19 protein-coding genes are annotated in these 25,054 nt (G+C 70.9%); 9 read left to right on the top strand and 10 right to left on the bottom strand.

Annotation, left to right across the window (positions count from 1 at the left end; all coding sequences use genetic code 11):
- Nucleotides 1-16 precede the first annotated feature (16 nt).
- From ACIODU_RS02175 to ACIODU_RS02165, 3 genes are read right to left on the bottom strand one after another with little or no spacing between them, the layout of a single operon-like run.
- Entirely contained in the window at nucleotides 17-877 is an 861-nt protein-coding gene (locus ACIODU_RS02175; protein WP_401762903.1) for a WbqC family protein, read from the bottom strand.
- Nucleotides 846-1,514: a YdcF family protein gene (locus ACIODU_RS02170; RefSeq protein WP_401762900.1), complete on the bottom strand. Its 669-nt coding sequence runs from the start codon at nucleotides 1,512-1,514 to the stop codon at nucleotides 846-848. The genes ACIODU_RS02175 and ACIODU_RS02170 overlap by 32 nt, the downstream gene beginning before the upstream one ends.
- Before the next feature lie 14 nt (nucleotides 1,515-1,528).
- The gene (locus ACIODU_RS02165) at nucleotides 1,529-2,629 is read right to left on the bottom strand and encodes a helix-turn-helix domain-containing protein (RefSeq protein ID WP_356418293.1); all 1,101 of its coding nucleotides are present in this window, start codon (nucleotides 2,627-2,629) and stop codon (nucleotides 1,529-1,531) included.
- A 153-nt stretch (nucleotides 2,630-2,782) separates the two neighbouring features.
- Between ACIODU_RS02165 and ACIODU_RS02160 the strand changes: the two genes are divergently transcribed.
- From ACIODU_RS02160 to ACIODU_RS02150, 3 genes are read left to right on the top strand one after another with little or no spacing between them, the layout of a single operon-like run.
- Complete coding sequence (locus ACIODU_RS02160) at nucleotides 2,783-3,217, top strand: hypothetical protein (protein WP_401762897.1); 435 nt, start codon at nucleotides 2,783-2,785, stop codon at nucleotides 3,215-3,217.
- A gap of 12 nt (nucleotides 3,218-3,229) precedes the next feature.
- Nucleotides 3,230-4,351, top strand: coding sequence for an adenosylhomocysteinase (locus ACIODU_RS02155; protein WP_401762894.1), 1,122 nt, complete (start codon nucleotides 3,230-3,232; stop codon nucleotides 4,349-4,351).
- Nucleotides 4,352-4,356: 5 nt separating this feature from the next.
- Nucleotides 4,357-4,899, top strand: coding sequence for an NUDIX hydrolase (locus ACIODU_RS02150; protein WP_401762892.1), 543 nt, complete (start codon nucleotides 4,357-4,359; stop codon nucleotides 4,897-4,899).
- Nucleotides 4,900-4,976: 77 nt separating this feature from the next.
- Here ACIODU_RS02150 and ACIODU_RS02145 read toward each other — a convergent pair whose 3' ends face one another.
- The 3 genes from ACIODU_RS02145 to ACIODU_RS02135 all read right to left on the bottom strand — a co-directional run bounded on the left by ACIODU_RS02145 (nucleotide 4,977) and on the right by ACIODU_RS02135 (nucleotide 8,712).
- Complete coding sequence (locus ACIODU_RS02145; protein WP_356418299.1) at nucleotides 4,977-5,192, bottom strand: DUF6458 family protein; 216 nt, start codon at nucleotides 5,190-5,192, stop codon at nucleotides 4,977-4,979.
- Nucleotides 5,193-5,323: 131 nt separating this feature from the next.
- Entirely contained in the window at nucleotides 5,324-6,622 is a 1,299-nt protein-coding gene (locus ACIODU_RS02140) for a M18 family aminopeptidase (RefSeq protein WP_401762889.1), read from the bottom strand.
- A gap of 263 nt (nucleotides 6,623-6,885) precedes the next feature.
- A complete protein-coding gene (locus ACIODU_RS02135) occupies nucleotides 6,886-8,712 on the bottom strand; it encodes an acyl-CoA dehydrogenase (protein ID WP_401762887.1) in 1,827 nt (608 codons plus the stop codon).
- 236 nt (nucleotides 8,713-8,948) lie between these two features.
- Here ACIODU_RS02135 and ACIODU_RS02130 point away from each other — a divergent pair, with 236 nt between their 5' ends.
- The 3 genes from ACIODU_RS02130 (at nucleotide 8,949) to ACIODU_RS02120 (ending at nucleotide 11,898) form a co-directional block, all read left to right on the top strand.
- Nucleotides 8,949-9,434 (top strand): SseB family protein, encoded by a 486-nt coding sequence (locus ACIODU_RS02130; RefSeq protein ID WP_161307010.1) that lies wholly within the window; start codon nucleotides 8,949-8,951, stop codon nucleotides 9,432-9,434.
- A gap of 157 nt (nucleotides 9,435-9,591) precedes the next feature.
- Complete coding sequence (locus ACIODU_RS02125; protein ID WP_401763505.1) at nucleotides 9,592-10,548, top strand: pirin family protein; 957 nt, start codon at nucleotides 9,592-9,594, stop codon at nucleotides 10,546-10,548.
- Nucleotides 10,549-10,641: 93 nt separating this feature from the next.
- Nucleotides 10,642-11,898 carry an AI-2E family transporter gene (locus ACIODU_RS02120; protein WP_401763502.1) on the top strand — a complete coding sequence of 419 codons (1,257 nt, stop codon included), beginning with the start codon at nucleotides 10,642-10,644 and terminating at the stop codon, nucleotides 11,896-11,898.
- A gap of 211 nt (nucleotides 11,899-12,109) precedes the next feature.
- Here ACIODU_RS02120 and ACIODU_RS02115 read toward each other — a convergent pair whose 3' ends face one another.
- Nucleotides 12,110-14,374, bottom strand: coding sequence for a SpoIIE family protein phosphatase (locus ACIODU_RS02115; protein WP_401762884.1), 2,265 nt, complete (start codon nucleotides 14,372-14,374; stop codon nucleotides 12,110-12,112).
- Nucleotides 14,375-14,509: 135 nt separating this feature from the next.
- Between ACIODU_RS02115 and aspS the strand changes: the two genes are divergently transcribed.
- Nucleotides 14,510-16,294, top strand: a complete 1,785-nt coding sequence (aspS, locus tag ACIODU_RS02110) for an aspartate--tRNA ligase (RefSeq protein WP_401762881.1) — start codon at nucleotides 14,510-14,512, stop codon at nucleotides 16,292-16,294.
- 128 nt (nucleotides 16,295-16,422) lie between these two features.
- On the opposite strand, the gene ACIODU_RS02105 is transcribed toward aspS, so the two are convergent.
- A complete protein-coding gene (locus ACIODU_RS02105) occupies nucleotides 16,423-16,893 on the bottom strand; it encodes a DUF5707 domain-containing protein (protein ID WP_401762879.1) in 471 nt (156 codons plus the stop codon).
- Nucleotides 16,894-17,293: 400 nt separating this feature from the next.
- Between ACIODU_RS02105 and ACIODU_RS02100 the strand changes: the two genes are divergently transcribed.
- Nucleotides 17,294-18,118: a L,D-transpeptidase family protein gene (locus ACIODU_RS02100; protein ID WP_401762876.1), complete on the top strand. Its 825-nt coding sequence runs from the start codon at nucleotides 17,294-17,296 to the stop codon at nucleotides 18,116-18,118.
- A gap of 160 nt (nucleotides 18,119-18,278) precedes the next feature.
- On the opposite strand, the gene metG is transcribed toward ACIODU_RS02100, so the two are convergent.
- Together metG and ACIODU_RS02090 are read right to left on the bottom strand one after the other, a co-directional pair.
- Nucleotides 18,279-19,883, bottom strand: a complete 1,605-nt coding sequence (metG, locus tag ACIODU_RS02095) for a methionine--tRNA ligase (protein WP_401762873.1) — start codon at nucleotides 19,881-19,883, stop codon at nucleotides 18,279-18,281.
- Between the two features lie 128 nt (nucleotides 19,884-20,011).
- Complete coding sequence (locus tag ACIODU_RS02090) at nucleotides 20,012-22,414, bottom strand: VWA domain-containing protein (RefSeq protein WP_401762870.1); 2,403 nt, start codon at nucleotides 22,412-22,414, stop codon at nucleotides 20,012-20,014.
- A 458-nt stretch (nucleotides 22,415-22,872) separates the two neighbouring features.
- Between ACIODU_RS02090 and ACIODU_RS02085 the strand changes: the two genes are divergently transcribed.
- Nucleotides 22,873-24,939, top strand: a complete 2,067-nt coding sequence (locus ACIODU_RS02085) for a PhoX family protein (protein WP_401762868.1) — start codon at nucleotides 22,873-22,875, stop codon at nucleotides 24,937-24,939.
- The last annotated feature ends 115 nt before the right edge of the window (nucleotides 24,940-25,054 follow it).

The raw sequence follows: 25,054 nt of genomic DNA, 5'->3' as shown, positions 1-25,054 counted from the left end.
GGTGGTCATCACGTCATCAACGCGGCTTCGGCGCGAGCCCGGCCGCGTTGACGACGGTGTGGGCGTCGGCCCCGGACACGGCCGACTCGCGGAGGGTGGGCCTTGACCGCGTCCACCGCGGCGCCGGACGGCTGTGATCCAGGGCAACTCTCCGCAGGCAGGCGGCCAGATCTCGCGGGCCGAGTGCCGCCAACGCCCCCATCGCACTGAGCCGTCGGCCGGAGGACCACAGGGGGGTCGTCGGCGGCCGGAACGGTACGACGGCGATGCCGTCGGCGGCGAACGGTGCTGGGTCGAGGTAGGTCATGCCGCCGGTCCCGCACACGTACGCGCGGGCTCCGGTTACGGCGGAGAGATCCGCGAGCCTCTGGGAGCGTCCTGGGCGGGAGGGCAGATCGCTGCTGGTGAGGATCTGGCCCTGCCAGCCGAGCAGGTCGAGCAGAACGCGAGTGGAGGCCTTGGCAACGGCCGCGGTCCTGCCGGTGTCGAAGGCGGTCAGGACGGGGTCCATGGCCTGGGCGAGTACCGGCCAGTGCGCGCTCGCCCCGTAGTGCTGCCGCAGCATCCCGGCGGTCTTCCGTCGGCTCCGGTCCGGATCATCGATCAACGCGTCCCTGATGAGGGTCGGCCGTCCGTGGGGAAGGCGTGTGGGAACGGTGAGCCACTGCGAACGGTTCGGCTCATTGAGGGCCCCGAGGCGGGCTCGGTGCTGGTAGTCGCGGCGGGTGAACTGCACGTCGTCCAGGACGATCCAGTAGTCCGCCGCGAACAGCTTCGCGAGTGTCGTCAGTCTCGGGAACAGATTGGGCTGGTGAATTGCGCACAGCCCGCCCGGTCGGGGCAGGTCAGGAAGAGATGAGACGGCTGGTGAAGCCATCCTGGACAAGGGATTCGTACGCTCCATGCACGTCCTCCGGGACCTCCTGCTCGATGGCGAATCCGAGCTTCGGATACTCGATGACCCGCTGGAGATCGCCCACGAGCATGTCCAGGACGAGCTCCCCGTCGCCGATGGACTTCACGTAGTCGTCGAACTCCAACGGCTCCGACGCGCAGAGGATCTCGACGTCGGGCCACAGCTTTCGGGCGGTCGCGAACGACCGCCGTTCCATGTAGGGCTTGGAAACCAACATCACTGTCCTCGGGGTGATGCCGGCAGCGGCGAGGACCTCCCGGGACAGGGTGACGTTCTGCCCGGTGTTACCTGCCTTCGGTTCCAGCAGGATCGCCTCGGCGGGGACGCCGAGGTCGATGGCGTGCTCGCGGAAGTGGACGGCCTCGCCGCGCGGGAAGACCTTGGCGGTGGTGGGGCTGTTGCCGCCGGTGAACACCAGGGTCGAAAACAGCCCGGCGCGGTACAACTCGACGGAGTGAGTGGCGACGCCCAAGTCGTGGCTGCCCAGCCCGATCGCCACGTCGACCGGCCGTAGCCGGTGATGCATCTGGTGGTAGTCCCAGATGAGCGCGGCCCGGCGCCACTGGTCCTCCGTGATGGCCCGCTGGTTGTCGCTCACTTTTTTCTCCTTGGTCACCGTCGCCGGGGGCCGGTCGGCCCCTCGTTCATGGCCTTGATGCCCTCGATACTGCGCAGTTGGTGTACGAGTCCGTACTGTCCGGCCGCCCGGGTGGCCTGATCGAGGACGAGAAGTCCATCATCACGGGTCGCCGCGTCGGAGAGCAGGATGTGGCCATGAGCGGTGTCCAGCCGTACGCGTTGCATCGGAGAGTCGGTGGTCCCGCTGCTGCGGGCGATGTCGATGAAGTGCAGGGCTTGGGTGAGGTCGCCGGCGCCGCGGCGGGCGAGGGCGAGTTTCTGGTGGGCGACCGACCAGTCGTCGGGTTCGGCGAGGTCCTCGAAGTCGCGGGTCGCGGCCCGCATGACGCGGGTCGCGTAGTCGTGGCGACCGTTCTTGCTCAGCGCCGTGCCCACCCACAGGCGGGCCCTGGCACGGTCCCGGCGGGAGAGCCGGTCGTCAACCGCGAGGGTTTCGTAGTGGCGGGCGGCAACCTCCAGCCTGCCGGACATTTCCGTGATCACCGCGAGGGAGAGGTCGAGCTGGGCGACACGACGCGGGATGTCGAGCTGGGTGAAGACCGCGCGCGCTCCGGCGTATGAGTGCTGGGCGGAGAGGGGGCCGAGCAGCGCCCCTTGGTCACGTTTGAGATCCCCGATCAGCGCCGTTGAGCGAGCGAAGAGGTACAGGCCCTTCTCGTCCAGCTCTCTGGCGTTGAACCGCGCCAACCAGCGGCTGAGCAGGCTGTCTGCGAAGACGAAGTTCTGACGGGAGAGCGCGCCCACGACGCGGTCCAGGTCATCGGCCCACGATTCGTACTCCCAGGCTCGGGGACCGACGGCGGTGACGCGCCGCCCGGCGCCTCGCGTGGTCCCGGCCATCTCGGACAGGAATGTCTCGAAGCGCAGGTGGGCGTGGGCGTCCGCGCGTCCCAGGGCGGTGTCGAGGATGGCTTGGGTGTCGGGTCTGGGCTCGGTTTCGGCCCGCTTGCTCTCCCACTTCGAGACCGTCGCGACGGCCACGCCGAGATGCTCGGCGAAGGCCCGCACACTCAGACGCAGGGCGAGACGCAGTGCCCTGGCCTCCAGGCCGGTCCAGTGGTGCACGGTTGCCACGCTCACTCCCTTCCGCCGTCATCGAAGCAGACGCGTGCAAGGGGCGGGACGAAAGTGGAACGGAAGTAGAACGCCGGGTGATTGGCCGGGAGTCCGGCGACCTCCATGCTCAGGATCGTCACCACTTGTCGACCCTTGGGACGGTCCCCCGGCATGGAGCCCCTTACGGAACACCGCCCGGTCAGCGGGCCTGTCGTCTACGGTTTTCTGCGGCTGGTGCGCGTCTCCGCGGCGCGGCACGCGGCGCTGGTCGCCTCGCTCGCCGAGTACTGCCGCAGCCACGAACTGGAGCTGTCCGGCGTCTTCACCGACCGCGAGGCGAGTGCCGACGTCAATTCCGTGGCCTTCATCGGTCTCCTGGACGTGTTGGCCTTGCCTGACATCTACGGCGTGCTGGCCCCGGCCGCGTCACACCTCGGCCCTAAGACGATGGCCGCTCAACGCGGTCGGCGGATCGAGGCGGTCGGATCCCGGCTGCTTCTGGTCCGCCGGCCCCGCACCGTATGGCCGCCGACTGTCACCGGCCCGGTGGGCAGTCGGCGAGCGTGCGGTGCGGAACTTTCCGCAAGGCCTCGGTTGTACGGATGAGAGGGAACTGCCGTGGAAACCTTCGAACGCGCGAGGCTGGACGCCTACTTCGCCCGGATCGCATCCCAGTTCGCCCCCGACGAGCGGACCTCCTCGTTCCTGATCACCCACCTGTTGGCCGAGCGCCCGGCATTCGTCCGCGCCGTTGCCGCGATGTCCCGGCTCACGGCTGTGCTGCCCAAGCCGAAGTCCGTCCACCCGGCCGCCCGGCGCGAGATCGAGCGGACCGTCGCTGTCGACACCCTGACGCGTGAACTGTTCACAGAACCGGACACCGCGCTGGACTACTTCGAATCCCGGGCGGCCGGGGAACCCATCTGCCTTCTCGACGTCGGCGGCTACTTCGCCCCCGCCCTCACCGACCTCCACAGCCACTTCACCGGACGCCTGGCCGGCGTCGTCGAGGACACCGAGAACGGCCACCGCCGCTACGAAGCTCTCGACAAACTGCCTTGCCCCGTCGTCTCGGTGGCCCGCTCTCCACTCAAGGACCCCGAGGACTACCTCGTCGGCCAGTCCGTCGTGTTCTCCACCGAGGCCGTCATGCGTGGCCGCGGCGACATCCTCCATGGCCGCCCCGCCCTCGTGATCGGATTCGGCAAGCTCGGCTCCTCCATCGCCCGGCTCCTGCATGCCAAGGGCGTCCAGGTCACCGTCTTCGACATCGACTCCGTACGCCGTACCCAAGCCCTGTCCCAGGGCTTCACCGTCGCCCGCGACCGCGAGAGCGCGCTCACCGGCGCCGGCCTGGTGCTCTGTGCGACAGGCGCGGTCTCCCTGCGCGGGGAAGACTTCTCCCATCTGCGCAACGGCGCCTACGTCGCCACTGTCACGTCCAGCGAGGACGAGCTGGACCTCGCCGGCCTGCCGGACGTCTACACCCGCACGGTCGTCGGTGACCACATCACCCGCTACCAAACCATCGGCCATTACTTCTATCTGGCGAACGGCGGCAATGCCGTCAACTTCCTCCACGGCGCGAGCGTTGGGCCGTTCATCTTCCTGATCCAGGCCGAAATCCTCGCCGCGATCCGGACGCTCACCCGCGGGGATCTCGCTCCTGGCATCCACGAGGTCCCCGCCCCCGACCGCGAGGCCATCGCGGCGACCTGGCTCTCCTACTTCAACAGGTGATCACCATGCCCATCACGGCCGACCACATCCGCACCACCGTCACCGCGTACCTCGACCTGCACCCCGAGGACAAGGACGAGATCGAGATCCTTCAGGACCTCCTCGACAGCGGCGGCGACCTCACCAGCCGCACGTCCCTGCCGGGACACGTCACCGCGGGCGCGATCCTCGTCGGCCGCGACGGCCGTGTCCTGCACATTCTCCACATCGCCACCGGCAAATGGCTGCTCCCCGGCGGCCACATCGAGCCGTCCGACAACACGCTCCTGCAAGCCGCCGGCCGGGAACTCGCCGAAGAGACCGGTATCCCGCCCTACCTCGTCACCCCGCACAGCGAGACCCCGCTGCACATCGACGTCCACCCCATCGACGCGAACCCGGCCAAGGAAGAGCCCGCGCACCAGCACGTCGACTTCCGATTCCTCTTCCGTACCACCGCCGACGTCGGCGAACTACAGACCGACGAGGTCACCGACGCCATGTGGCGCACGGTGGAAAGCCTCATCGACGAGCGGCTGAAGCAGCGGGTCGCCAGAGCGCTTCTCTGATCTGACCTCGGTGGCGGCGTCGATGTCGTCCGCTGCCGGGGGCTCGGCCGTGGCCGTCCCCCGGTCAGGGGCCCCGGTCAGAAGCCCCTGCGGTCGTCCTGTTGGACCACCGTGGGGGCGACCACGGCGCGCCTGCGGCGGGCGATGCTGGTGAAGGTGGCGATGCCGATGATGCCCACCGCCATCATGATCAGGCCGACCAGGTCGACGTTCACGCTGTCGGAGTGCCAGTCGGTCGCGAACGTGAGGATGGCTCCCACGCCGATCAGTGCGATACATCCGCCGATGCCCATGACTTCCGCCTCCTGTTGACCGTTGACAGTTGGCCGTTCCGGGCCTGTGCCTCGGGTACCCCGGTCTGGAACAGCCATGCGGGGGGCGGAAGTTCGTCTTTCCGTTGGCGCTCCTGGGTCAGGGCTCCTGGTCAGGTCTCCAGGAAGGCGACCAGCGTGTTGGCCAGCATGTACGGGTCGTCCGCGCCGCACAGTTCGCGGGCGCTGTGCATCGACAGGATCGCCACGCCGATGTCGACCGTCTGGATGCCGTGCCGGGCCGCGGTGATCGGGCCGATCGTCGTGCCGCACGGCATCGAGTTGTTGGAGACGAACGACTGCCACGGCACCCCCGCCCGCTCACAGGCCGCCGCGAACACCGCCCGGCCGCTGCCGTCCGTCGCGTACCGCATGTTGACGTTGACCTTGAGGATCGGGCCGCCGTTGGGGCGGGGTTTGTGCGTCGGGTCGTGGCGGTCGCCGTAGTTGGGGTGCACGGCGTGGCCCGTGTCCGACGACAAACAGACCGTACCGGCGAAGGCCCGCGCGCGGTCCTCGTACGTACCGCCCCGGGAGAGCACCGAGCGCTCCAGCACCGTGCCGAGCAGCGGGCCGTCCGCGCCGGTGTCCGACTGCGAGCCGTTCTCCTCGTGGTCGAAGGCGGCGAGGACGGGGATGTGGGGGAGCGCGCCGGCGCCGGGGCCGGCGACCGCGGCGAGGGCGGCCGTCGCCGCGTGCACGGACAGGAGGTTGTCCATCCGCGGCCCCGCCACCAGCTCCTCGTCGCGGCCCAGGTACGCGGGGCGCTCGATGGCGTGCGGCATGAGGTCCCAGCCGGTGATGTCGTCGGCCTCGACGCCCGTCTCCTCCGCCACGAAGCGGATCAGGTCGCCCTCCTCGGGCCGGCCGAGTCCCCAGATCGGCTGCATGTGGCGCTGTCTGTCGAGCTTGAGGCCGTCCGTGTTCGCCGACCGGTCCAGGTGGACGGCGAGTTGGGGGACCCGCAGCAGCGCGCGGTCGACGTTCACGAGCCGGTTCGAGCCGTCGCGCAGGGTGACGCGGCCCGCCAGTCCGAGGTCCCGGTCGAGCCAGGTGTTGAGCAGCGTCCCGCCGTAGATCTCGACGGCGATCTGCCGCCAGCCGTACGAACCGGTGTCGGGAAGCGGCTTGACCCGCAGGTTCGGCGAGTCGGTGTGCGCGCCGACGATCCGGAACGGGGTGTGCGGCGGGGCGTCCTCCGGTACGAACCAGGCGATGATCGCGCCGCCGCGCAGGACGAACTTCCCACCCGCCGCCCCGTCCCAGGCGTCCGTCTCCGCCACCTGCCGAAACCCGGCCTTCTCCAACCGCTCCGCAGCGTTGGCCACCGCGTGGTACGGCGAAGGGCTGGCCGCGAGGAAGGACATGAGGTCGTCGGTGTGGCCGCGGTCGAAGCGGGCGGATGTGCTCATGGGGTTCACCATAACGACGGGGCGTGACAGTGGGATCGCCACAGGTTGTTACGGGGGGAATGCGGCGACGGTACGGGGCGGGAAGGGGGCGCACGCCGGCCCGGGGGCCCGGTCGCGGGCGGCCGGAGGACCCCGGACGCGCCGCAGGACGCCTCCCCCCCCCCCGAAATCCCTGGGGGAAGCGTCCTGCGGTGGGTGGTGGTCGGTGTCTGGTGGTCGGCGGCCGGTGTCGGTGGCCGGTCCGCCGGGTTCGCCCGCTGCGCTCAGAACGCCGACTCGGGCAGCTCCATCAGCGAGTTGTCCACCGACTCCGCCACCGTGCGCTGCGCCGACACCCCGGGCAGCACGTTCGCCGCGAAGAACTTCGCCGCCGCGATCTTGCCCTGGTAGAACGCCACGTCCTTCGCCGCCGCCGTCTCCAGCTTCTCCGCCGCCACCGCCGCGCCGCGCAGCAGCAGGTACGCGACGACCACGTCACCCGACACCATCAGCAGGCGGGTGGTGTTGAGGCCGACCTTGTAGATGTTGCTGACGTCCTCGCCCGTGGCGGTGAGATCCGCCAGCATCCGGCCGACGATCGCCTCCAGGTCGACGGCGGCCTTGGCGAGCGCGTCCCGGGCCGGCGCCAGGTCCGTACCGCCCGTGGAGACGGCGAGGAACTTCTTGATCTCCTCGGCGAGGGAGTTCAGCGCCTGGCCCTGGTCGCGGACGATCTTCCGGAAGAAGAAGTCCTGGCCCTGGATGGCGGTGGTGCCCTCGTAGAGCGTGTCGATCTTGGCGTCCCGGATGTACTGCTCGACCGGGTACTCCTGGAGGTAGCCGGAGCCGCCGAACGTCTGGAGCGACTGGGCGAGCTGTTCGTACGACCGCTCGGAGCCGTACCCCTTCACGATCGGCAGCAGCAGGTCGTTGAGCCCGGCGAGCGCCTTGACGTCCTCGCCTGCGGCCTCCTTGACGGCGATCTCGTCCTGCACCGACGCGGTGTACATGACGAGGGCGCGCATGCCCTCCGCGTACGCCTTCTGCGTCATGAGCGAGCGGCGGACGTCGGGGTGGTGCGTGATGGTGACCTTGGGCGCGGCCTTGTCCATGAACTGCGCGAGGTCGGGGCCCTGGACGCGCTCCTTGGCGTACTCCAGCGCGTTCAGGTAGCCGGTGGAGAGCGTGGCGATGGCCTTCGTACCGACCATCATCCGGGCGAACTCGATGATGCGGAACATCTGGCGGATGCCGTCGTGCTTGTCGCCGATGAGCCAGCCCCGCGCGGGGCGGCCGTCGCCGAAGGTCATCTCGCAGGTGTTGGAGGCCTTGAGGCCCATCTTGTGCTCGACGTTCGTGGCCTTCACGCCGTTGCGCTCGCCCAGCTCGCCGGTCTCCCAGTCGAACTCGTACTTCGGTACGAGGAAGAGGGACAGGCCCTTCGTGCCGGGTCCCGCGCCCTCGGGGCGGGCGAGGACGTAGTGGAGGATGTTCTCCGACATGTCGTGCTCGCCGGACGTGATGAAGCGCTTCACGCCCTCGATGTGCCACGTGCCGTCGTCCTGCTGGACCGCCTTCGTGCGGCCCGCGCCGACGTCCGAGCCCGCGTCCGGCTCGGTGAGGACCATCGTGGAGCCCCACTGCCGCTCGACGGCGAGCGAGGCGACCTTCTTCTGGGCCTCGTTGCCCTCCTCGAAGAGGATGCCGGCGAAGGCCGGGCCCGACGCGTACATCCACACCGCCGGGTTGGCGCCGAGCACCAGCTCCGCGTACGCCCAGATCAGGGAGCGGGGGGCCGTCGTGCCGCCGATCTCCTCGGGCAGGCCCAGCCGCCAGTACTCGGCGTCCATGAACGCCTGGTAGCTCTTCCTGAAGGCCGCCGGGACCGGGGCGGTGTGGGTCTCCGGGTCGAAGACGGGCGGGGTGCGGTCGGCCTCGGCGAAGGACGCGGCCAGATCGTTCTCCGCCAGGCGGGCGATCTCGCCGAGGACGCTCTTGGCCGTCTCCACGTCCATCTCCGCGAACGGACCCGTGCCGTAGAGCTTGTCGCGCCCGAGGACCTCGAAGAGGTTGAACTCGATGTCGCGGAGATTCGACTTGTAGTGCCCCATGGCGACTGCTCCGTAAGGCTCGGGGAGGCGGATTCCTCAGACATGTACCGGTTAGTAGCTCCGATGATGCTACCCATGGGTAATAAGACGCAACCTCGTCCGGGCCACTGTGACGCGGTCGACCGGGGGGCGTTCGGGGGCGTCCGGGAGCACGGAGTGGGCGCCGGGGGGCGTCGAGGGGCATCCGGAGGCGGACCGGGCCCCTGCGGGCGCTGATTCTCAGTACTCTTGCGGTCATGTACGGCTACGACCAGACCCCGGGCGCTCAGCAGCAGTACGCGCACCCGCAGCAGCAGCCGCAGCAGCCGATGGGCGGTGTCGGTGTCGGCGGGTACGGCGAGCAGCCCCTGTATCCGGAACCATCACCTCCGTCACTGGGGGACGCCGTACGGGCGTTCACGACGGGGTCGCTGTCGGCCGAGGACTTCCAGCAGATCTTCGCGACGTCGAAGGTCTACTGCCCGCGCGGCGACAACCCGGGGTTCCTGGCGCTGCACAACACGCAGCAGCCGGTGATCCCGATGTTCAGCACGCTCAAGGAGCTGCGCCGGTACGCGGGCAAGGAGTCGAAGTACTTCGTGATCACGGGCGCGGAGGTGATCGACCTGCTGCCGACGGGGTACGGCTTCGTGCTCGACATGGAGGGGGACCACCGGATGGTGTTCGACGCGAAGGCGGTCGAGCAGATGGTGGACTTCGCGATGCGGCGGATGTACGGCTGAGGGCTCGGCCCGGCCTGCGCCGAGGGTCCGTACCGACGCGGTGCGGGCCCTTTCGCGTGCCCTGGCATGGATGCGTGACCGCCCGGGAATGAAGCGCGCCTTGCCAGATGTTCACCGTTCAACTAAATTGAGCGTGGACATCATCGAGGAGGACCTCATGCCCGCCGTGACCGTCGAAAACCCGCTGACCCTGCCGCGCGTCGCTGCCCCCGCCGACGCCGTCGCCCGTCCCGTGCTCGCCGTCTCGACGGCGCCCGGAGGCTTCGAGGGTGAGGGCTTCCCGGTGCGCCGCGCGTTCGCGGGGATCAACTACACCCATCTCGACCCGTTCATCATGATGGACCAGATGGGTGAGGTGGACTACGCGCCGGGCGAGCCCAAGGGGACCCCGTGGCACCCGCACCGCGGCTTCGAGACCGTGACGTACATCATCGACGGCACCTTCATCCACCAGGACAGCAACGGTGGCGGCGGGACGATCATGAACGGCGACACGCAGTGGATGACGGCGGGTTCCGGCCTGCTGCACATCGAGACGCCGCCGGAGTCGCTGGTGATGTCGGGCGGGCTGTTCCACGGCCTCCAGCTGTGGGTGAACCTGCCGGCGGCGGACAAGATGATGAACCCCCGCTACCAGGACATCCGCGGCGGCCAGGTGCAGTTGCTCACCTCGCACGACGGCGGCGCGCTCCTGCGGGTCATCGCGGGCGAGCTGGACGGCCACGAGGGCCCCGGCATCACGCACACGCCGATCACGATGGTCCACGCGACGCTGCGGCCCGGCGCGGAGGTCACGCTGCCGTGGCGCGAGGACTTCAACGGGATCGCGTACGTCCTGGCGGGGCGCGGCGCGGTCGGTACCGACCGGCGGCCGGTCCACACCGGGCAGACCGCGGTGTTCGGGGCGGGCGGTTCGCTGACCGTACGGGCGGACGAGTCGCAGGACTCGAACACCCCGGACCTGGAGGTCGTGCTGCTCGGCGGGCGTCCGATCCGTGAGCCGATGGCGCACTACGGGCCGTTCGTGATGAACAGCCAGGCGGAGCTCAAGCAGGCGTTCGACGACTTCCAGGCGGGCCGGCTGGGGACCGTGCCGGTCCCGCACGTGCAGTAAGACCTTCGGTCAGCGGGGACCACCGGCCTCTGGTCCGGCGGGCGCGTCAGCCCGGCGGACCGGGGGCCGGCGTGGTCGGGTGGGCGGGTGAAGATGCCCTCGCCGTCACCGCTGCTGCCCCGGGGTGCCTCGCGGTTCGCCGCCTGGTGCGGGGTGATCGTGCTGGCCGCCGCGGTGGGGGCGGTGGTGATCTGGCTGTCGCTGACGCTCAAGGCGGTCGTGACGCCGGTGCTGCTGGCCATTCTCGGTACGGCGCTGCTGGGTCCCGTGTACGGATGGCTCGTCAGGCTGAGGGTGAACCGGTCGGTCGCGGCCTTCCTGACGTGCCTGTGTGTCGTGGTGGTGGTCGGCGGGGCGGGATACATCGTCGTCAACGCGCTGGTCGACAACGGGAACCAGATCGTCGCGTCGGTACGGGACGCGGCGAAGACGCTCTCGGAGCACTTCGGGTTCGCGGGGACGTCGCTGGACGACCTCGCGAAGAACGCGAAGTCGCTGCTCTCGCGGTACGGGGCGACCGCGGCGTCCGAGGTGGTCAACGGGATCAGCCTGGTGGCGGAACTGATCGCCACGGCGGTGCTGGCGCTGCTGCTGATCTTCTTCTTCCTGCGGGACGGGGAGCGGATCGCGCGGGCGTTCCGCTCGCTGGCGCCGGCGTCGACGGGGGAGACGGTCGAGGCGATGGCCCGGCACGCGTTCCGGGCGGTGGCGGGGTTCATGCACGGGACGTCGCTGATCGCGCTGATCGACGCGGTGTGCATCACGATCGGGCTGCTGATCCTGCGGGTGCCGGGGGCGATCGGGCTGGGCGCGCTGGTGTTCGTGGGGGCGTACATCCCGTTCGTCGGCGCGCTGCTCTCCGGCTCGATCGCGGTCCTGGTCGCGATCGCCGACCGCGGCTTCGCGATCGGGCTGTGGGTGCTGGCGGTGCTGATCGTGGTGGAGGCGGTGGAGGGGCACTTGCTCCAGCCGTTGATCCAGAGTCGTACGGTGCAGATGCACCCGGTGGTGATCCTGCTGGCGATCACCGCGGGGGCGGGGACGGCGGGGGTTCTGGGGACGCTGCTGGCGGTGCCGCTGACGGCGGCGGCGCTGGGGGTCCTGTCGGAGGCGCGGCTCCGGATGGGCCCGGGCGACGCCCCTGACGACGGCCCCCCGCCCCCGCCCGACGCCCCGCCCCCGCCGGGTCCTCAATCGCCGGACGGGCTGGATGGGGGCGCTCCCGCAGGCGCGTCGACGCGGCCCACGACCACGCCTCGTCCTCAATCGCCGGACGGGCTTGATTTGGGTGCCTCGGGTCGGAAATCTGCGGGTGGCTCGCGGTGGCGGTGGCGTAGGCGGTTCCGGTGATGCGGACGGGCTTATCAAGCCCGTCCGGCGCTTGAGGACGAAGCGTGGCCGTAGGCCGCGTCCGGTCGTCGGGCGGGCCGGGGGCGCGGGGGCCCTCTCCAGCCCGTCCGGCGATTGAGGACACGGCTTGGCCCGGGGGGCGTCGGGGCCCCGGCCAGCCCGTCCGGCGGTTGAGGACAACGCCTGGGCGCGGCCGCGTCGCGCGGCCCCGTTACGGCGTCGCGCCGTCCGCGCGCCCCGCCGCGTCCACCGGCTCGTGGTCCTCCGACTCGTACAGTTCGAACCAGATCGACTTCCCCTCCCCCCGCGGATTCACCCCCCACGCATCCGCCAGCACCTCCATCAGCACCAGCCCCCGCCCGCTGGACGCCAGCTCGCCGGGCCGGCGCCGATGCGGAAGCTCGTCGTTCACGTCCGCCACCTCCACCCGCAACCGCCGATCGCCGCGTTCGCCCGCCGCCTCCGCCACCAGCAGCGCGTCCCCGTCCGTGTGGACCAGGACGTTCGTGACCATCTCCGAGACCATCAGCACCGCCGCGTCGACCTGCTCGTCGTCCGACCAGTCGTGCAGCAGGTCCCGCAGCTGCCGCCGCGCCCCCGAGATCCCCTCCGGCTCCGCCTGCGCGATCGTCAGCGCCGTGCGCCGCGGCGGCGGCTGCCGGTCGGCGCGGGGCTGGGAGCCGTCCCGCGCGAGCAGGACGAGCGCGATGTCGTCCTCCCGGTGCTCGGGCAGCGGCCCCGTCATGTAGTGGGAGCCGGGGCCGTGCACCACGCCCATCAGCGCGTCCGCCAGCTCCTCCAGGGACGAGCCCGTGTCCCCCTCCAGCACCGGCCGCAACCGGTCCCAGCCGGTCGCCAGGTCGTGGCCGCCCGTCTCGACGAGCCCGTCCGTGCAGAGCATCAGCAGCTCCCCCGGCTGGAGCGTGATCTGGGTCGTCGGATAGTCGGAGTCCGCCTCGATGCCCAGCGGCAGCCCGCCCGCCGTCTGCCGGATGAACGCCGTCCCGTCCGGCATGCGGAACACCGGGTCCAGATGCCCCGCCCGCGCGATCTCCAGCGTCCCGTTCTCCGGGTCGACCTCCATGTACAGGCAGGTCGCGAAGCGCGGCCCGGTCTTCTCGTACTCCTCGTCGGTCATGGCCGCGTCCGCGGAACCGTCCGCGGCCACGCCGTACGGCGCCATCGCCCCCGTACCCCCGTCGCTCTCCGGCCCCGGGAACTGCCGCATCCCCGCGAGGAACCGCGACGCCCGCGACAGCACGGCGTCCGGCCGGTGCCCCTCCGCCGCGTACGCGCGCAGCGCGATCCGCAGCTGGCCCATCAGCCCCGCCGCCCGTACGTCATGCCCCTGTACGTCCCCGATGACCAGCGCGAACCGCCCGCTGCCCCGCCCCTCCGCCTCGGTCGTGCCGCCCGGCAGCGGGATCATGTCGTACCAGTCGCCGCCGACCTGGAGCCCGCCGCCCGTCGGCACGTACCGCGCCGCCACCGACATCCCCGGGATGTCCGTGTTCAGCGTCGGCATCATCGAGCGCTGGAGCCCCAGCGACAGCTCCCGCTCGCTCTCGGTGACCCCCGCGCGCGCCAGCGCCTGCGCCAGCATCCGCGCCACCGTGTTCAGGACGGAGCGCTCGTCCGGCGAGAACGCCACGCGGTTCTTGAACGCCGCCATCCACGTGCCGAGCGTGCGCCCCGCGACGGTCAGCGGCAGGAAGGCCCAGGAGTTGCGGGCGAACGGCTCGATGCGCGGCCAGATGTCCGGGTAGCGCTCCTTGTACGACTCCGCCGTCGGCAGGTAGATCGCCCGGCCGGTCCTGATGACCTCGGACGCCGGGTAGTCGGAGTCGACCGTCAGGCTGGAGAAGTCGTCCGCGTCCGCCAGCGTGTTCCCGAGGAGGCCGACGATCCGCAGCGCCTCCTGCGACGGCGAGGTGCTGAACACCGCGAGCCCGTCCGGCGAGAACCCCGGCATGGACAGCGACGACGCGACCCGCAGCACCTCGGCCGTGGAGCGGGCCTCCGCCAGCGCCCGCCCCGCGTCGAGCAGGAACGCCTCGCGGGACCTGCGCCAGTCCCCGGTGATCGAGCTGCCCTCGATGGCGGTGCCGGGGCGCGGCTCGGCCACCTCCTGGAGGGTGCCGATCAGCTCGTACACCTGGACCCCGTCGGGCAGCGTCCTGACGAGCGGCTTGGACCGCGCCCGTACGGTACGGAGCACCCGGCCCTTCTCGTTCATGATCCGCAGCCGGGCCTCGGCGAGGGTCCCCTCCGTGACCGCGAGGCTGACGATGCCCTGGATCTCGTTCCAGTCCACCGGGTGGAAGTGGGAGCGCGCGCCCGACGCGGTGAGGGAGGCCGGTTCGGCGGGCAGGCCGAGGAGCCGGGCCGCCTCGGCGTCCAGGGTGACGCGGCCGGTCGCGTCGTCCCAGCGCCAGATGCCGGTCGCGATCGCGGCCAGGACTTCCTCGGTGCGCATTGTCACACTTTATGAACATCTGTAGAGCAAACGCCAATGAGGAGGCCTCGGCGGCGGGCGATAAGGTTATGGCGGTCACACACAAGCGCTGTTCAACCACCATGACCCCGAGTTGCGAAGACTGGATGAAAGACGATGCATCGGTACAGGTCCCACACCTGCGGCGAGCTCCGCGCCTCTGACGTCGGCACCGACGTCCGGCTGAGCGGCTGGCTGCACAATCGCCGAGACCTGGGCGGCATCCTCTTCATCGATCTGAGGGACCACTACGGTCTCGTCCAGCTCGTCGCCCGTCCCGGCACCGCCGCGAACGAGGAGCTGTCCAGGCTCACGAAGGAGACCGTCGTCCGCATCGACGGCACGGTCTCGGCGCGCGGCGCGGAGAACGTGAACCCGGACCTCGCGACCGGTGAGATCGAGATCGAGGTCTCGGAGGTCGAGATCCTGGGCGCGGCCGGCCCGCTGCCCTTCACGATCAACGCCGAGGACGGCGTCAACGAGGAGCGGCGCCTGGAGTACCGCTTCCTCGACCTGCGCCGCGAGCGCATGCACCGCAACATCATGCTGCGTACGGCGGTCATCTCCGCCATCCGCCACAAGATGACCGCGCTCGGCTTCAACGAGATGGCCACGCCGATCCTCACCGCGGCCTCCCCCGAGGGCGCCCGCGACTTCGTCGTGCCGTCCCGGCTGAACCCCGGCAAGTTCTACGCGCTCCCGCAGGCCCCGCAGCAGTTCAAGCAGCTGCTGATGGTCTCCGGCTTCGACCGCTACTTCCAGATCGCGCCCTGCTTCCGCGACGAGGACGCCCGCGCGGACCGCTCGCCGGGCGAGTTCTACCAGCTCGACGTCGAGATGAGCTTCGTCGAGCAGGAGGACGTCTTCCGGCCGATCGAGAAGCTCATGACCGAGCTGTTCACCGAGTTCGGCGAGGGCCGCGAGGTCACCTCGCCCTTCCCGCGGATCCCGTTCCGCGAGTCGATGGTCAAGTACGGCAACGACAAGCCGGACCTGCGCGCCAAGCTGGAGCTGAGCGACATCTCGGACGTCTTCGAGGACTCCGACTTCAAGGCGTTCGCCGGCAAGCACGTGCGCGCCCTGCCGGTGCCGGACACGGCCGGCCAGTCGCGGAAGTTCTTCGACGGCCTCGGCGACTTCGCCGTGGGCCTGGGCGCCAAGGGCCTGGCCTGGGTGCGGGTCGGCGACGACGGCGCGCTCAGCGGCCCGATCGCCAAGTTCCTCACCGAGGACAACGTCAAGGTCCTCACCGAGCGCCTCTCCCTCGCCCCCGGCCACGCGATCTTCTTCGGCGCGGGCGAGTTCGGTGAGGTCTCCAAGATCATGAGCGCGGTCCGCGTCGAGGCCGCCAAGCGCGCCGGGCACTTCGAGGAGGGCGTCTTCCGGTTCTGCTGGGTCGTCGACTTCCCGATGTACGAGAAGGACGAGGAGACCGGGAAGATCGACTTCTCGCACAACCCGTTCTCGATGCCCCAGGGCGGCCTGTCCGACCTGGAGACGAAGGACCCGCTGGACATCCTGGCGTGGCAGTACGACATCGTCTGCAACGGCATCGAGCTGTCGTCCGGCGCGATCCGCAACCACGAGCCCGAGCTGATGATCAAGGCCTTCGAGATCGCCGGCTACGACCGCGACACCGTCGAGCAAGAGTTCGCGGGCATGCTGCGCGCGTTCCGCCTCGGCGCCCCGCCGCACGGCGGCATCGCCCCCGGCATCGACCGCATCGTGATGCTGCTGGCGGACGAGCCGAACATCCGCGAGACGATCGCGTTCCCGCTCAACGGCAACGCCCAGGACCTGATGATGGGCGCGCCGACGGAGCTGGACGAGTCGCGCCTGCGGGAGCTGAACGTGGCGTTGCGCAAGCCGGTCGCGAAGTCGGCCGCGAAGCCGGGCGAGTAACGGCGGCGGTACGGCTACGGCTCCGAGGCGCCGGCGAACGCCTCGATCACCCCGGCCCCCGGAACCACCAGGTTCCGGGGGCCGGCCCGTGCGGCGCCCGGGGGCCGGCCCGTCCTGCGCCGCACCGGTCATGCCACGGTGAAGTCGGCCGCCTTGTTGTCCAGCGTGGTCGTGCCGTTCGCGGCCTCGACCAGTACGGCGACGTGCCAGGTGCCGCGCGGGGACTCCGCCGCGTCGGCGCCGCTGACGGGGGTGGTGTACGTGCACCGCAGGGTGTCCTCGCCCGACGGCTCGCAGACCGCCGATTCGACCGCGGCCATGTCCTTGGCGGTCAGCCCGTCCTTCGCGAAGGAGGACTTCGCCGGCCAGGCCAGGACCTTCACGTCCTTCACGTCCTTGGCGTCCTTCACCCCGGAGGCCGAGGTCACCTCGGTCGTGAAGGTCAGCGAACCGTCGCGCCCGCCGTCGGGTGCCGTGTAGCGGGCCGTGCTCTGCGTCAGGGAGAGCGGCTGCTCCCCGGTGTGCGCGAACGCGAAGGCGCCGGCGCCTCCGAGCACCACGACGGCGGCGGCGAGCGACAGAACGATGCGACGGGACATGAGGGCTTCTCCATGGTCGTTTCGGCGGGATCGGTTCGGCGCTCTCGGTGGCGCCGCTGCACCGATCCTCGCCGCGCCGGGCGCGGCGGGCATGAGCACTCCCACTCAGGACGGCCTGAGTAGCGGCGGCAACCCGCCCCCGTTCAGGCGCTCCGCGCCGCCGGTTCCGCGTCAGTTCTCGGGGCGTCACGCATATGACGTCTATGGTGACTTTATGTATGGATGAAACGTCGTGAGGTGAGATGCTCTGGTGCATGCCGCTTTGTGCGCATCTGTGGCCGTGTCGGCTCGACCGCTCGACCGCTCGACCGCTCGACCGCTCGACCGCTCGACTGCTCGGCCGCTCCATCGCTCGACCGACGCACCGTCTGTGTTCGCTGCTGCTCCCCCGGAAGGCGAAATGAGACCCCGCTCCCGTTCGACGCGTCCGGCGCACCTCGTCGGCGTGCTGCTGGCCGCCGGACTGCTGGCCGCCGGACCGCTGCTCACCGGGTGCGCGGCGCCCGATCCCGACCGGGGTGACGCCGACTCGCGGGGGAAGGGGCCGGCGGAGGCCGTGGCGGCCGGGGGCCCGCCCGCCCGGCGGGCCGCCGCCGAGCACCGGGGCGCCGAGGTCCTCCGTACCGACGTACCGGCCGAGATTCCCGGCCTGGGGCCGAAGACCCGCGCGCGTCTCCCGGAGGACAGCAACCAGGCCGTCGTGGCCGTCGGCCGCGCCCGGAACTCCAACCGCACGACCGTCCTCGTCTACGAGCGGGACCCGGTGGCGGGCTGGCAGGTCGTGTCGGGCCCGTGGCCCGCCCACAACGGGCTGCGCGGCTGGACCGACGACCACGACGCGGGCGACCGGCGCTCGCCGATCGGGGTGTTCGGCCTCACGGACGCGGGCGGCGAACTGCGCGACCCGGGGTCGAGACTCCCGTACGACCGTTCCTCCGACTACGCGATCTCCGGCACCGGTTTCGAGGACGAGCCGCTGGCGGGGTCCTTCGACTACGTCGTCGCCATCAACTACAACCGCCGCCCCGGCCACACCCCCCGCCACCTGGGCCGCCCCCTGGGCGAGGAGAAGGGCGGCGGCATCTGGATCCACGTGGACCACGGAGGCCCGACCCAGGGCTGCGTGTCGCTGGCGCGCCCCCGGATGAAGGAACTGCTGCGAACGCTGGACCCGGGGAAGCGGCCGGTGGTGGTGATGGGGGACAAGGCGTCGCTGGCCCGGTGAGGGGGCGGTACGGGGGAACACGCCGCCCCCGTACGGCCCCGGGTACGGTCACGCACGCGCCGCGGGTACGGCCCACGCGGAGGGCCCGTACGTGCGGCCCGTACCTCCGGCCCCGTACCCCCCTGCCCCGTACGCACCGTACCCGCGCCGCCCCCGCGCCCTACGCCGGCTTCTCCTCCAGGCGGGGGAAGAGCACCGCGCCCTTCGTCACCGTCGTGCCGACCGCGAGGCGGCCCCAGTCCGCCGCCTCCTGGACCCGCTGGTCCGCGAGCGCGCCCAGGGACTCGGCGGCGCCGAGGGAGTCCCACAGCTTCTGCGACGTCCCGGGCATGACCGGGTTGAGCAGGACCGCGACCCCGCGCAGAGCCTCGGCGGCGGTATACAGGATCGTCGCGAGCCTGGCCTGGCCCGCCTCGGACGTGTCCTTGGCGACCTTCCAGGGCTCCTGCTCGGTCAGATAGCCGTTGACCTGCTTGACGAAGTCGAACACCGCCGCGATCCCGCCCGCGAAGTCCAGCTCCTCACCGATCTTCCGGTCCGCCTCGGCGAGGGCCTTCGCCAGCCCGTCCCGTACGGCCTGCTCGGCGTCGCCCGACGCCGTCGCCTCCGGCAGCCTGCCGCCGAAGTACTTGCCGACCATCGCGGCGACGCGCGACGCGAGGTTGCCGTAGTCGTTCGCCAGCTCGGAGGTGTAGCGGGCGCTGAAGTCCTCCCAGGAGAACGACCCGTCCTGGCCGAAGGCGATGGCCCGCAGGAAGTACCAGCGGTAGGCGTCCACGCCGAAGTGCGAGGTGAGGTCCTGCGGCTTGATGCCGGTCAGGTTCGACTTGGACATCTTCTCGCCGCCGACCAGCAGCCAGCCGTTGGCGGCCACCTTGCCCGGTACGGGGAGGCCCTGCGCCATCAGCATCGCGGGCCAGATGATCGCGTGGAAGCGGAGGATGTCCTTGCCGACGAGGTGCACGTCGGCGGGGAAGGTGGTGTCGAACTTCTCCTGGTTGGCGCCGTAGCCGACGGCCGTCGCGTAGTTCAGCAGGGCGTCGATCCACACGTAGATGACGTGCTTCTCGTCCCACGGCACCGGGACGCCCCAGTCGAAGGTCGAGCGGGAGATGGAGAGGTCCTGGAGGCCCTGCTTGACGAAGTTCACGACCTCGTTGCGGGCGGACTCGGGCTGGATGAAGCCGGGGTTGGCCTCGTAGTGGGCGAGGAGCTTGGGGCCCCACGCGCTGAGCTTGAAGAAGTAGTTCTCCTCCTTGAGGATCTCCACCGGTGTCTTGTGGATCGCGCACAGCTTGACGCCGTCGGGGTCCTCGATCAGTTCACCGGGGAGCTTGTACTCCTCGCAGCCCACGCAGTACGGGCCTTCGTAGCCGCCCTTGTAGATCTCGTCCTTGTCGTACAGGTCCTGGACGAACTCCCGTACCCGGTCGGTGTGCCGCTTCTCCGTCGTACGGATGAAGTCGTCGTTCGCGATGTCCAGGTGCTCCCAGAGGGGCTTCCAGGACTCCTCGACGAGCTTGTCGCACCAGGCCTGCGGGGTGACGCCGTTCGCTTCCGCGGTGCGCATGATCTTCTGACCGTGCTCGTCCGTGCCGGTGAGGTACCACACCTTCTCGCCGCGCTGGCGGTGCCAGCGGGTGAGCACGTCCCCTGCGACGGTCGTGTAGGCGTGGCCCAGGTGAGGAGCGTCGTTGACGTAGTAAATGGGGGTGGTGACGTAATACGCCTTCCCACCCTGCTCTTCGGATCCAGTGGCCGCCATGGTCGAAATGGTATAGGGCCGGTGGTGGTGGCTTCACATCCATAAAGCGGACCGCCGCCGGTCAAAGCGGACCGCCGCCGGTCGCGCGGGGGGACGCGGGGCCGGCGGCGGTGGGCTTCCTCGTCGGGCTACGGCTTCGCGGGGTTCCAGCCGGCGAGGAGGTCGCGGTAGAGGTCGGCGTCGGGGACCTCGCGGGGGGTGGGGCCCGCGTGTGTGAAGTTGGCGTTGTCGAGCCCCAGCTTGCGGAGGAAGTCGAACGCCTTGGAGTCGTGCTCCCCAAAGGCCACGAAGGCCCAGTGCAGGGGCTTGCCCGCGACGTCCACGAGGGCCTGGCGGGCGGGCTGCTTGGCGTCGGGGGCGCCGTCGGTCTGGAAGACGACGAACGCGGGGTCCGTCGCGCCGGACTTCTCGTAGTGCGCGACGACCTCTTCGACGGCGCGGTGGTAGCTGGTACGGCCGAGACGGCCGAGGCGCGCGTGGGTCTGGTCGACGACGTTCTCGTAGGAGGAGAGGGAGAGGTCGGCGGTGCCGTCGATGTCGGTGGAGAAGAAGACGGTGTGGACGGTGGTGTCCCCGTCCCCGAGGTGGGAGGCGAGGGCGAGGGCCTGCTCGCCGAGGTGCTGGGCGCTGCCGTCCTTGTAGAAGGGCCGCATGGACCCGGACCGGTCGAGAACGAGATACACGACGGCGCGAACCCCTTGGAGCCCACGAGCACGGAGCGCGTCGCCGGCGGCGGAGTGGTGAGCGAGCAGCGCGTCGGGCAGGGTGCCGGCGGTGCTCGCGGTGGCGGCGGTGGCGGCGGTGCTCGCCGTGTCCGCGAGGGCGCCGGGCTCGGGCGTCGGCGTCGGGGCCGTGAGGTCGACGCCCGGCTCGCTCCCGACGTCCGCGCCGCGGCCTCCGGCGACCGCCTTGACGGGGGCGTCGGCGATGTCCGCGGGGGCGGACGTTTCGGCGGCGAGGTCGTCGTCGTTGAGGGCGATGGGTTCGGTGGCGACCGGCTCGGTCGTGGCGGCGTCGGCCGCCTTGGCCGCCTGGTCGTCGGTGTCCGAGGCGACCGCCTCGGCGGCGGTGTCGTCGCTGTTCAGCGCGACCGGGTCGGTCGCGACCGGTGTGGTGTCCGGGGTACTCGCCACCGCGACGGACTCGCGGGCGGAGACGGGCTCGACGTCCGCGTCGGCCGTCGGTCCGTCAGCGGCCTCGACTACAGGGGTCGTTGCGGCGGCGGGCGCAGTCTCGTTCTCGGCGACGAGGTCGTCGTTGTTGAGGGCGACCGGGTCGGTCGCGACCGGTGCGGTGTCCGTGGTGGCGTCGGCCGCCTTGGCCGTCCGGCCGTCGGTGTCCGCGACCGGCGTGGTGTCGGTCTCGGGCGTCGGTACGACCGCCTCGGCGGCGGTGTCGTCGTTGTTCAGGGCGATCGGGTCCGTCGCGACCGGCGTGGTGTCCGGCGTCGTGAGGACCGCCCCGGCGGAGGCGTCCGCGTCGGCCGTCGGCGCGGCCGGCTCGGTCACGAGCGGCGCGGTGTCGACCGCCTCGGCGACCTCGTCACCCTTGTCCGCGCCGACGGCGGCGTCGCTGCCCAGCGTGACCGGGTCGGTCGTGGTGGCGTCGGCCGCCTTGGCCGTCTGGTCGTCGGTGTCCGCGACCGGCGTGGTGTCGGTCTCGGGCGTCGGTACGACCGCCTCGGCGGCGGTGTCGTCGGTGTTCAGCGCGACCGGGTCGGTCGCGACCGGTGTGGTGTCCGTGGTGCTCGCCACCGCGACGGGCTCTGGGGCGGAGACCTGCTCGACGTCTGTGTCGGCCGTCGGTCCGTCAGTGGCCCCGGCTACGGGGGTCGTTGCGGCTGCGGGTGCCGTCTTGGGCTCGGCGGCGGTGTCGTCGTCGTTCAGGGCGATCGGGTCGGTCGCGACCGGCGCGCTCGTGGTGGTGTCGGCGGCCTTGGCCGTCTGGTCGTCGGTGTCCAACGCGACCGCCTCGGCGGCGGTGTCGTCGCTGTTCAGCGCGACCGGGTCGGTCGCGTCGGCGTTCTCGGTCGGCTTGGTGTCGGCCTCGGGGGTTGCGAGGGTCGCCTCGGCCGTGTGGTCGTCGTCCGGCGCGGTCGGCTCCGGCCCCGCCGTCGGTTCCGACGGCTCCGTCGACTTCTGGGTCGGGAGTGTCGGGGTCGGCTGGGGTTCCTGGGGGCGGGTGGCCTGGGCCGGGACCGTGGGGTCCTGCTTCGGGGGGCGGGGGTTGTCGAACGCCGCCGCCACCAGCTCCGCCGCCGCGTCCTCCGGCGAGGGCGTCTTCCGCGCGGGCGCGGGCGAGGGCGAAGGCGTCGGCACCGTCGTCGACTGACCGGCGGCCGACGCCTTCGCCGAGGCGGAGGTCGAGGCGGAGCCAGAGGCCGACGCCGTCGCAGACGCCGTCACCGGCTCCGCCGTCGACACCGCTTCCGTACGGTCGGCCTGGGGCGGGACGGACGCTGCCGACGACTCGGGACGCTCCTCCGCACGGTCGCGTCCGAACACTTTGCGCAGCAAGCTCCGAATGCCCATGGGCGAGGCCTTTCAGATGAGTTGGGTGCGTGCCCGCCCCCGGGAAAGCGGCATCCCTGGCCAGGGCGGATACGTAAGGTTAGCGGCCGCCCCCGGCGATCTTCGGCAGGGTCGGACCGGGCGTCGGACCCGGCATCCGATCGGGTGAGCGATCAGCGGCCGCAGATGTGCGCGGCCGGCGTCAGCGTCAACGTACCTCCCGGCAACGACAACCCCACCATCAACACCGCCAACACGTGGTACAGCCATGGGTCTGTCATGACCATCCGTCCGCCCCGCGTTCATCCGCCCTTTACCCCCAGGCCGCCACCGTGGTGGCCACCGCACCTAGCGTCACCGCCGGGACATCCCGACACCTTGTCGGATTGTCAGGGCGAGGACCGGGGCACGGCGACCTGCCCGGCGGCCTCCCCGGCGACGCGACCACGTGCGAGTTCACGCACCATCGGAGGGGTAAAGTGCGCACATTTCTGCCGCTGATCGGCTCATCGTCACACCCGGGCGGGCGTTCCGCCCTCACCTGCAAGTACCGCTGCGGCGACGCCTGCTTCCACGAGGTCCCGAACAAGACCGACAACGAGTACCTCGGCGACGTCATCGCCGGTGCCCTGTCGAGACGTTCCCTCGTACGCGCCGCCGGCATCGTGACCGTCGCCGCCGCCACCGGCACCGCCCTCGCCGTCGGCACCGGTGACACCCCGGCCTCCGCCGCCGCGGCCACCGGCGGCCACGGCCACGGCCACACACCCACCCCCGACGGCGCCCGCGGCCTCCGCTTCACCCCCGTCGCGCCCAACCTCGCCGACCAGGTCACCGTCCCCGCCGGCTACAGCCAGCACGTCGTCATCCGCTGGGGCGAGCCCATCCTCCGCGGCGCCCCCGCCTTCGACCCGGACAAGCAGACGGCCAAGGCGCAGGCCGGCCAGTTCGGTTACAACAACGACTTCCTGAGCCTCCTCCCGCTCAAGGGCGAGCGCGGCCGTCAGGTCCTCGTGGCCAACCACGAGTACACCGACGAGATCCTGATGTTCAAGGGCTACAACGCCGCCGCGCCCACCCGCGAGCAGGTCGAGATCGCCTGGGCCGCGCACGGCCTGTCCGTCGTCGTGGTCGAGGAGGACCGGGGCAGCGGCAAGCTCACCGCCGTCACCCGCCACCAGCTCAACCGCCGCCTCACGGCGACCAGCGAGTTCCGCCTCACCGGACCGGCCGCCGGCTCCGAACTGCTCCGTACCTCCGCCGACCGTACGGGCACCAAGGTCCTCGGCACGCTCAACAACTGCGCGGGCGGCACCACCCCCTGGGGCACCACGCTGCACGGCGAGGAGAACTTCAACCAGTACTTCGCCAACGCCTCCAGCACCACCGACCTGCGCTACGGCATCGGCACCGGCGCCACCGAGCGCAAGTGGGAGCTGTTCGACAAGCGCTTCGACGTCAAGCAGGAGCCCAACGAGGTCCACCGCTTCGGCTGGGTCGTGGAGCTGGACCCGTACGACCCGGAGTCCACGCCCCGCAAGCGCACCGCCCTCGGCCGCTTCAAGCACGAGGCCGCGCAGCCGCGCCTGACGGCCGACGGCCGCCCCGTCGTCTACATGGGCGACGACGAACGCTTTGACTACTTCTACAAGTTCGTCTCCTCCAAGCGCATGCGCAAGGGCGGCAGCCGCGCCGACCACGCGTACAACCTGACCCTGCTGGACGAGGGCACGCTGTACGTCGCCAAGCTCACCGGCGACTCCCCGGCCGGGGAGTTCGACGGTACGGGCAAGCTCCCCGCGGACGGCGAGTTCGACGGCTCCGGCGTCTGGATCCCCCTCGCCACGGGCGACGTCTCGCACGTCCCCGGCATGACCGCCGAGGAGGTGTACGTCTTCACGCGCCTCGCGGGCGACAAGGTCGGCGCCACCAAGATGGACCGCCCCGAGGACGTCGAGCCCTCGCCGCGCACCGGCCGCGTCTACATCGCGCTGACGAACAACACCGACCGCGGCAAGGCCGGCAAGGCGGGCGCCGACGAGGCCAACCCCCGCAACGCCAACAAGCACGGCCAGATCCTCGAACTGGCCGAGAACTGGGACGACCCGGCGGGCGACGGCTTCGCCTGGCGCCTCTTCCTGGTCGCGGGCGACCCGAAGGACCCGGCGACGTACTTCGCGGGCTTCCCCAAGGACAAGGTCAGCCCGATCTCCTGCCCGGACAACGTCGCCTTCGACCCGCACGGCAACCTGTGGATCTCGACGGACGGCAACGCGCTCGGCACGCACGACGGCCTGTTCGGCGTCGCGACGCAGGGCGAACGGCGTGGTGAGCTCAAGCAGTTCCTGACCATGCCGAACGGCGCGGAGACCTGCGGGCCGATCATCCAGGACCGCCGCGTCCTGGTCGCCGTCCAGCACCCGGGGGAGCTCGACGGCGCGAGCGTCGAGAAGCCCGCGAGCGCGTGGCCGGACGGACCCGGCAGGATCGTCCGTCCGTCGGTGGTCGCGGTGTGGCGCAAGGACGGCCGGGACATCGGCGTCTGACCTGCCCGATCCGCCCCGGGGTGGCGCCGACTCGGACCGGCGCCACCCCGGTCGTACGCGAGCCAAGTGACGGCCGTACGTCAGCCCGGTCGTACGTGAGCCAAGTGACCCCGTA

Source organism: Streptomyces sp. NPDC088261 (genome assembly GCF_044740805.1).
Classification (GTDB): domain Bacteria; phylum Actinomycetota; class Actinomycetes; order Streptomycetales; family Streptomycetaceae; genus Streptomyces.
Note: the sequence above shows the minus strand (reverse complement) of the source record. Positions and strands in the feature narration are given on the sequence as shown.